Source organism: Mesorhizobium sp. M1E.F.Ca.ET.041.01.1.1 (genome assembly GCF_003997355.1).
Lineage (GTDB): Bacteria > Pseudomonadota > Alphaproteobacteria > Rhizobiales > Rhizobiaceae > Mesorhizobium.
In genome coordinates, this window is record NZ_RZSL01000259.1 from 1 (window position 1) to 8,361 (window position 8,361).

General features: G+C 64.1%; 8 protein-coding genes. 1 reads left to right on the forward strand and 7 read right to left on the reverse strand.

What is annotated here, in order from left to right; translation table 11 throughout:
* On the reverse strand, window positions 1-164 hold a 164-nt coding region (locus EOA38_RS20415; RefSeq protein WP_189434769.1), incomplete at its 3' end, for a pyridoxine 5'-phosphate synthase.
* A gap of 112 nt (window positions 165-276) precedes the next feature.
* Between EOA38_RS20415 and EOA38_RS20420 the strand changes: the two genes are divergently transcribed.
* On the forward strand, window positions 277-672 hold the full coding sequence (locus EOA38_RS20420) for an STAS/SEC14 domain-containing protein (RefSeq protein ID WP_126093167.1): 396 nt from the start codon (window positions 277-279) through the stop codon (window positions 670-672).
* Window positions 673-687: 15 nt separating this feature from the next.
* Here EOA38_RS20420 and EOA38_RS20425 read toward each other — a convergent pair whose 3' ends face one another.
* From EOA38_RS20425 to EOA38_RS20450, 6 genes are all read right to left on the reverse strand, one after another.
* Entirely contained in the window at window positions 688-1,815 is a 1,128-nt protein-coding gene (locus tag EOA38_RS20425; RefSeq protein ID WP_126093166.1) for an ATP-dependent RecD-like DNA helicase, read from the reverse strand.
* A gap of 147 nt (window positions 1,816-1,962) precedes the next feature.
* Entirely contained in the window at window positions 1,963-2,313 is a 351-nt protein-coding gene (locus tag EOA38_RS20430) for a nitrile hydratase accessory protein (RefSeq protein ID WP_126093165.1), read from the reverse strand.
* Entirely contained in the window at window positions 2,300-2,959 is a 660-nt protein-coding gene (gene nthB, locus EOA38_RS20435) for a nitrile hydratase subunit beta (RefSeq protein WP_126093164.1), read from the reverse strand. The genes EOA38_RS20430 and nthB overlap by 14 nt, the downstream gene beginning before the upstream one ends.
* A 12-nt stretch (window positions 2,960-2,971) precedes the next feature.
* The gene (nthA, locus tag EOA38_RS20440) at window positions 2,972-3,577 is read right to left on the reverse strand and encodes a nitrile hydratase subunit alpha (RefSeq protein WP_126093163.1); all 606 of its coding nucleotides are present in this window, start codon (window positions 3,575-3,577) and stop codon (window positions 2,972-2,974) included.
* Between the two features lie 60 nt (window positions 3,578-3,637).
* Window positions 3,638-6,796 (reverse strand): efflux RND transporter permease subunit, encoded by a 3,159-nt coding sequence (locus EOA38_RS20445; RefSeq protein ID WP_127300075.1) that lies wholly within the window; start codon window positions 6,794-6,796, stop codon window positions 3,638-3,640.
* Window positions 6,793-8,064 carry an efflux RND transporter periplasmic adaptor subunit gene (locus EOA38_RS20450; protein ID WP_126093161.1) on the reverse strand — a complete coding sequence of 424 codons (1,272 nt, stop codon included), beginning with the start codon at window positions 8,062-8,064 and terminating at the stop codon, window positions 6,793-6,795. Before EOA38_RS20450 ends, EOA38_RS20445 begins: the two co-directional genes overlap by 4 nt.
* Between the last annotated feature and the right edge of the window lie 297 nt (window positions 8,065-8,361).

The following is an 8,361-nucleotide window of genomic DNA, read 5'->3' on the forward strand; positions in this document are numbered from 1 at the left end:
GAATGCCTAGTATGCCGCTCGTCGGGACGCGGATGCACCGTCAGCCCATGCGCGCCGGCTGCCAGCGCGATGCGGCCAAGCCCCGTGACGCTCGGCCACGGCAGGTCGCGGCGGTTGCGCAGCATGGCGACAGCGTTGAGGTTGACCGAAAGCTTTGCGGGCATGAATTGGCGTCCCTATGGTTTTGGCGCGCATCTATAGCGCCTTTGCAGGGAACAGATAGAGGGTTTCCGGTGTTCCAGAGGACCAAGTGACGGCCAACGCAAGGGTTTGCCAGTGAATTTCCTCGAAGCCGTGCCGGCGATACGCCGCATCGACACCAATCGCGACGCGCTTTTCGCCATCGACGTCGTCGGCGATGTTTCGCCGGCGGACGCGGAAAACCTGTTCGGCCTGCTCGAAGCAGCCTATGCCCTGCACCCGAGGATCGACGTGCTGGTGCGACTGACCGACGAGGAGAGCGTCGATTGGGCCAACATTTCGGAAAAGACGCTGAGGCAAGGTGTGGCCGACGCGCTGGAGCATGTCGTCCGCTGCGCGGCCATCGGCGAGCCACGCTGGGCATCTTTTGCCACGGGCTTGTTCCCGAAGCCTTTGCCGTTCGAATTCAGGCGCTTTGGCAGCGAGGACGAACAAGCCGCCTGGCGATGGCTTGGCGCAAGACCGGCATGACAATGCCGGTTTGTCTCAACGCACGATCGTCAGCCGCTCGGCCGCGCGTGTGATTGCCGTGTAGAGCCAGCGCTGCCTGGTCTCCTTGAACGCCCAGCTCTCGTCGAACAGCACGACGTCGTTCCACTGCGAGCCTTGCGCCTTATGCACCGTCAGCGCGTAGCCATAGTCGAAATCGTCGAAGCGTTTCTTCTGCTGCCAGGGGATCTCTGCGTCCGGATCCTCGAACGCCGCCTTCAACAGCTTGATCTTGGCGACGCCGCGGTCGGGATCGTCCTCTTCCGGCGAGACCAGCAGGTTGATGCCGGGCTTAACAGTCTCGCGCGACGAGGTCATCACCTTCCACAGCGAGCCGTTGAGCAGCCCCTTGGCCGGATCGTTGCGCAGGCAGACGAGCTTGTCGCCAGCCTGCGGATAGTCGGCATTGAACCCTTTGAGCTCGCGCAGCCGTTGGTTATAGCGCCGCCGCGTGCGGTTGGTGCCGACCAGCACCTGGTCGGCCTTGAGCACAAGATCCTGGGTGACCCCTTCCCTGCCGATCACCTGCGCCGTGCCGAAATCGCCGTGCATGAACTCGCGGCCTTCGCGCACGTCGAGGGCGAGGCGGATGATCGGATTGTCGCGCGCCTGGCGATGGATTTCGGTCAGCAGCACATCCGGCTCGTGTTCGGTAAAAAAGCCGCCACCCGAGATCGGCGGCAACTGGGCGGGGTCGCCCAGCACCAGGATCGGCGTGCCAAAACTCATCAGGTCGCGGCCGAGCTGCTCGTCGACCATCGAGCATTCGTCGATGACGACCAGCTTGGCGCGCGCGATCGGGCTTTGCCGGTTGAGCGCGAAGGTCGGCGAGATCGACGTCTTGCCGGTCACCTCGTCTTCGACCGATTCCTCGCCCCTCGGCCGGTAGATCAGCGAATGGATGGTGCGCGCGTTGATCGCTCCCTTGGAGCGCAGAACCTGGGCGGCCTTGCCGGTGAAGGCGGCGAACTGCACCTGCCCGTCGACATGCTCGGCGAAATAGCGCGCCAGCGTCGTCTTGCCGGTGCCGGCATAGCCGAACAGGCGGAAGACCTGCGGCCGGCCGTCCTTCAGCCAGCGGCCGACCGCCTTCAAAGCCTCGTCCTGTTGGGGAGAGAATTCCATCAGCGCGACAGACCGGATTCGCGAGCGAAATACAAGATTGGCCGTCCCATCACCGGCGTCGCCGGTGGCGATCTCATTTGCTACAGGCTTGGCACGCTATCAGGCACAAACAAGAACGTAAAGGGAACAAACCTACTTGAATCCAGGCTATCTGCCAGGTCCGGGATCGTTCTCCAGCAGGATCGGCTTGCCGTGCGGGGTCGCATGCGCGGCACGCTCCCAGGCGGCCGCCAGCGCATCGACCTCGCTTTTGCCGGCAACACCCTTTCGCGACAGCAGCTTTTCAAGCGCCGCCAGCCAATGCTCGTAGTAGTCATGCCCGTCGCTTGCGGCGCCCGGCTGCTTCACCTCGGCGGATAAAGCCTCGGCCCACTCGCTCCACGAAAACAGGCCCTCATCATGCAGCGCGACCGTCATGGCGAAAGCCTGCGCCTGCCATGGTTCGGCGAACACCGGATCGTCTAGAACCGCCGGTCGTTCCGTCTCAGACCGGCTCAAGATAGCTCTCCCAGGCATCGATCGACACACTCAGTGTAGGGTCGGCGCCCTCGCCCCAGATCTCCGCCCCGTCGAAAATTACGGTATAGACCCATTGCGGGTTCTCGCCCTTGCCATGCGCATTGCTGTCGGGAAAGACGAAGCCGCCGCGCACGGCCTCGATCGTCCCGTTCTTGCCGCGCGCGTAGCGCGGCAGGCGCGTATGGCCGGTGGGATTGAGGTTCTTCGTTCGCACACGGTCGCCCGCCTGGAATCGCGCCGGCGCCGCGACCGGCCGGTCGCACGGCCCGCCTTTGGCGAGCGCCGCCGGCACGTCCGCCGCCTTCAGTACACGCTTGGGCGTAGCGGCCGGATCGACCGCCTTGCCGCTTGCAAGGTCCCGCTCCGTGACGAAGCCGTGGCGCTTCAAGAGCGTCTCCAGCGCCTTGATCCAGATCTGGTAGTAGCTCGACGCGTAATAGTCGGCCGGATGCAGCGATTCCCGCGCGTGCCGGCTCTCGTCGATGTTCCAGGCGCCCATGGCGCCGGCGGTGAGCGTCACGCCGAGCGCGCGCTTTTCCCATTCGGCGTGGAAATAGGGCTCGTCCTTTTCGGGCGCGACCGGCCCGAAACCCATCTGCCCGCCGAGATCCTGCGGCCCGTTCATTGAGGCTCCCCCTTATTCCGACTCTTTCGCCAGCGCGGTGCCGATCATCGCGTCGCGGCTGACCAGGCCGGCGAGCTGTTCCTCGCTCCAGCCCTCGGTGCCCTTCGGCCGCATCGGCACCACCAGGTAGCGAAGCTCGGCGGTCGAATCCCAGACGCGGATCTTCTTATCCTTAGGCAGCGTCAGCCCGAACTCTTCCAGCACGCCGCGCGGGTCGATCACCGCCCGCGACCGATAGGGCGGCGCCTTGTACCAGACCGGCGGCAGGCCGAGCACTGACCACGGATAGCAGGAGCAGAGCGTGCAGACGACGAGGTTGTGCGTCTCCTCGGTGTTGAAGACAGCCTGCATGTGCTCGCCCTGGCGGCCGGTATAGCCAAGCGAGGCGATCGCCGCCGTCGCGTCGCGCTTCAGCCATTCGGCATAGGCGGGATCGCTCCAGGCCTTGGCCACCACCCTGGCGCCGTTGCGCGGGCCGATCTTCGTCTCGTAGGTATCGACGATGACGTCGATGGCCGCCGGGTCGATCAGGCCTTTCTGGGTCAGGATCGTCTCGAGCGCGCGCACGCGCGCCGCGAACGGGTCGAGCTCGTTGTCGTGGTCATGATCGTGGGTCATGACCTCAAACTAGGATCGGGTGCGGTTAGCCGCAAGCGCCACGCCTTGGGCCAGAGCCGCCTACTCGGCGGCCACCTTTTTCGGTTCGGCTTCTTCCTCGGCGTCGAAGAGCGAAGGCTGTTCGATAGGCTCGATCGCATGCAGCTCCGGCCGGCTCTTCTTAGAGGAGAAGCTGAGCAGCCAACCGGAGAAATGCTCGAAATAGACATAGATGACCGGCGTGACGAACAGGGTGAGCGCCTGTGAGGCGAGCAGGCCGCCGACCACAGCAACGCCGAGCGGCTGCCTGAGTTCGGCGCTGGCGCCGGTGCCGAGCGCGATCGGGAACGTGCCCATCAGCGCCGCCAGCGTCGTCATCATGATCGGCCGGAAACGCATCAGGCAGGCCCTGTGGATGGAGTCCACCGCCGACATGCCCTGACGCCTGAGGTCCAGCGCGACATCGACCATCATGATGCCGTTCTTCTTGACGATGCCGATCAGCATCAGGATGCCGATCACCGCGATGACCGACAGATCCATCCCCGCGAGCTGCAACGCGACCAACGCTCCCAACACCGCCGACGGCAGACCGGTGAGGATGGTGAGCGGGTGGATGAAGCTCTCATAGAGCATGCCGAGCACGATATAGATGGTGAGGATCGCGCCGCCGATCAGCAGGCCCTGGTTGGCGAGCGAATCCTGGAAGGTCTTGGCCGTGCCGGCGAAGGTGGTCGAGATCGCCTTCGGCATGCCTATCTGCTCTTTCAGCTGGTCGATGCGGGCCACTGTGTCGCCGAGCGACACGCCCTGCGGCAGGTTGTAGGAGATCGTCACCGCCGGCAACTGGCCGAGCTGGTTGACCGTCAGCGCGCCTGCCGTGCGATCGACGCGGGCGAAGGCGCCGAGCGGCACCAGGCTGCCGCTCGCCGTCCGCACCTGGATGGCCAGCATCCGCTCGGGCGACCACGCGATCTTCGGGTCCAGCTCGGTGATGACTTCATAGCTGTCGGCCGAGCCGAAGATGGTCGACACCTGATCGGTGCCGAAGCCGCCATAGAGAGCCGAGCGCAGCGTGTCGGTGTCGATGCCGAGCTGGGCGGCCTTGTCGCGGTCGACCACCAGCGTCGCCTCCAGGGCATTGTTCTGCAGATCGCTGGTGACGTCGGTGAACATCGTGTGGTCCGCCGCCATCGCATCATTCAGCTTCTGCGCCCAGATATCGGTCTGGCCGGTATCGAGTCCCTGGACGACCAGCTGGTAGGCGCTGGCGGAAGACCGCGAACCAAGTCTCAGGTTCTGCACCGGCTGCATATAGGACTCGATGCCGGCGACGCCCCCCAATTGCCGCCGCAAGTCGGACAGCACCTTCTCGATATTGGGTCTCTGGCTCTTGTCCTTCAGCTGCACGTAGAGCTGTCCCTGGTTCAGCGCATTATTGCCGCTACCGACCGACCAGGCCACATGCGATACATAGGGAGAATGGGAGAAGACGTTCGCCACCTGACCTTGCAGCTTGGTCATGGCGTCGAAGGAGATGTCCTGCCGGGCGATCGTCGTCACCGAAATCTGGCCGATATCCTCCTGCGGGAAGAAGCCCTTGGGCGAGGCCTGGATCAGCCAGACCGACGCCGCCGCCGTTCCGACGAAGACGAGGAACACCAGGAAAGTATGGCGCAGGCAGAAGGTCAGGAGCCAGTCGTAGCCGCGCGTGAAGATATCGTGCCGCTCACCGCCCGCATGCGCCTCGCGGTCGGCTTTCGTCACCGACAGCAGCCGCGAGCACAGCATCGGCGTCAGCGTCAGCGACACGAACATCGATGCCAGGATGGCGACAGTCACCACGACCGCGAATTCGTTGAAGATGCGGCCGATGACGCCGCCCATCAGAAGCACGGGGATGAACACCGCCACCAGCGAGATCGAGATCGAAATGATGGTGAAGCCGATCTCGCGCGCGCCCTTCAGCGAGGCGTCGAAGGCCGACAGCCCATCCTCCTCCATGTGGCGGAAGATGTTTTCGAGCATGACGATGGCGTCGTCGACGACGAGGCCAACGGCGAGCGTCAGTCCCATCAGCGAGATGTTGTCGATCGAGAAGCCGAACAGGAACATCGCACCGAGCGTGGCGATCAGCGAGATCGGCACCGCCACCGCCGGGATGACGGTCGCGGTCAGCCGGCGCAGGAACACGAAGATCACCATGACCACCAGCGCGATGGTCAAAAGCAGCGTGAACTGCACGTCATCGACGGCGGCGCGGATCGATGTCGAGCGGTCGTTGAGCAGCTTGATGCTGGCGGCGCCCGGCATCTGATCCTGGAAGGAAGGCAGCATCGCCTTGACCTTGTCGACGACGTCGACCGTGTTGGCGTCGGGCTGGCGTTGCACAGCCATGATGATGGCGCGCGTGCCGTCGTACCAGCTCGCCGTCGTCGTGGTCTGCACCGAGTTGACGACGCGAGTCACCTCGCCGAGCCGCACCGGGTGGCCGTTCTTGGTGGCGATGATGAGGTTGGAGAACCCTGCGGCGTTGTCGAGCTGGGTGTTGGCGGTGATGGTAAGCTGCTGCTTGTCGTTCCGAAGCACACCGAGCGGCGTGTTGCTGTTGGCCGATGCGATAGCCGCCTGCAGCTGATCGATCGAGATGCCGCGCGCGGCAAGCGCGGTCGGATCGATCTGGATGCGCACCGCATATTTCTGCTGGCCGAAGATCGAGACCTGCGCCACCCCGTCGATCGTCGACAGCGACGGCGAGATGACATTCTCGGCGAACGAATCGAGGTCGGTGAGCGGAACCGTATCACTGACCAGTGACATCAGCAGGATCGGCGCGTCGGCCGGATTGACCTTTCGATAGCTCGGCGGCGAGGTCATCTCCGGCGGCAGCGATCTCTGCGTGCGCGCGATCGCGGCCTGCACGTCCGCGGCCGCCGCGTCGATGTCGCGGTTGAGCACGAACTGGATGGCGATCGAGGTCTGGCCGAGCGAGTTGGTGGTCGAGATCGAATCGATGCCGGCGATGGTGGAGAACTGCTTGATCAGCGGCGTCGCCACCGAGGTCGCCATCGTGTCGGGCGAAGCGCCGGGGAGTTGGGCCGAGACGTTGACCACCGGGAATTCGGCGCTGGGCAGCGCCGCGACCGGCAGGAACTTGTAGGCAAAAATTCCGCCCAGCACGAGGGCGAACGACATCAGCAGCGTGGCGACGGGCCTGCGTATGCAGAATTCGGAGATCATGGCCGCGCCCCGCCGGCCTTGTCGGCTTCCGCGACCTTGGGAGCGGCCTGATCAGCGCCATTGCCGGCGGTCTTGCCTTCGTGAACGGCGGCGCCGTCCTTCAGCCGCGTCTGGCCTTCGACGACGACCTTTTCACCGTTTTTCAGCCCTTGGCTGATGGCGCTGTTCTCGCCCTCCGTCAGCGCCACCTGTACCGGCCGCATCTCGACGGTGTTGTCCGGCTTGACGACATAGACGAACGGGCCCTTCTGACTGGGCTGCACCGCGACCGTCGGGACCGAGGTCATTTGCGGCATCGTGCCGGCCTCGAGCATCACATTCACATACTGACCGGGCCATAGCGATAGATCGCCATTCGGTATGCTCGCTCGCGTGGCGATGGTGCCGGAGGCGGTATCGACGCTGGAATCGACGAAGTCGAGCGTGCCCTTGCCGATCGGCTTGGGATCGCCGTCCTTGGTCAGCGTCACGTCTCCTTGCTGTGGGTTCGCCAGTTCCTTGTGCAACAGGGCAAGGTCGCTTTCCGGGAGAGTGAAATTCACCTGCAGCGGGTCCATCTGCGTGATGGTGACAAGTGGCGTCGTGCTGCTTGAGTTGCCGTTGCTGGTGGTGACGAGATCGCCGACGGAGACGTTGACCGCTCCCAGCCTGCCTGAGATGGGCGCGGTGATGGTCGCGTAGCTCAATTGGACCGTGTCGGCGTCGATCGTCGCCTTGTCGGCATCGATGGTGGCGGCCGCGGCCCTTTGCGCCGCCAGCGCCTGGTCGTAAGTCTGCTGCGTGCCCGCCTGCTTGGCGACAAGGTCCTTGGCGCGCTGCAGGTCGGCCTGGGCGCTGACGAGCATCGCCTGGTCCTTGGCGAGCGTCGCCTGGTCCTTGGCAAGCTGTGCCTTCAGCGCGCGATCATCGAGCGAAAAGAGAAGATCGCCGGCCTTGACCATCTGCCCGTCCTTGACGGCGATCGACATGATCTGGCTGGAGACGCGGGCGTTCACGCTGACCACCGATGGCGAGGAGACGAAGCCGATAGCGTAGCGGCGGATCGGAAAATCGGCGGTCGTCGCGGTTGCCGAAACGATCGAGGCCGAACGCGCGCCGCCGCCCTTGGAATTGTCCGATGCCTTGGCGGTCTTGTCGGCGCTGGCTGTGCCGATCTGCTGGCCCGAGATCAACTGCTGGAACCTGCCCATCGCGGCCGGCGAAAGATAGAGGCCGGCGCCTGCGAGACAGGCCAGCGCAACGACTGCAAAGGCGATTTTTCCGCGCATCGACAATAGCCCTCTAACCGACACGCCGATCCCGGTAGTCTATTCTAGCTCGTTTCACTGTCTTTCGCCGTGAATTTCGCCGAATAGATAGGACAAAGCTTTGGCGGAAAAGGGCCAAAACGCGGCATTACGAAGATTTAATGTGCACTGCACAATCGCTATGCAGCCGACTAACACGCCGTGGCCGCCCCTCGCATCGGGCTGAAAAATGAATCTGGGTCTGTCGAGATTCAGGTCAGGCCGAGTCGAGAATGGTGGATTCCGAGAACCGGCCTACGCCGGCCGTAGCCTTAACTA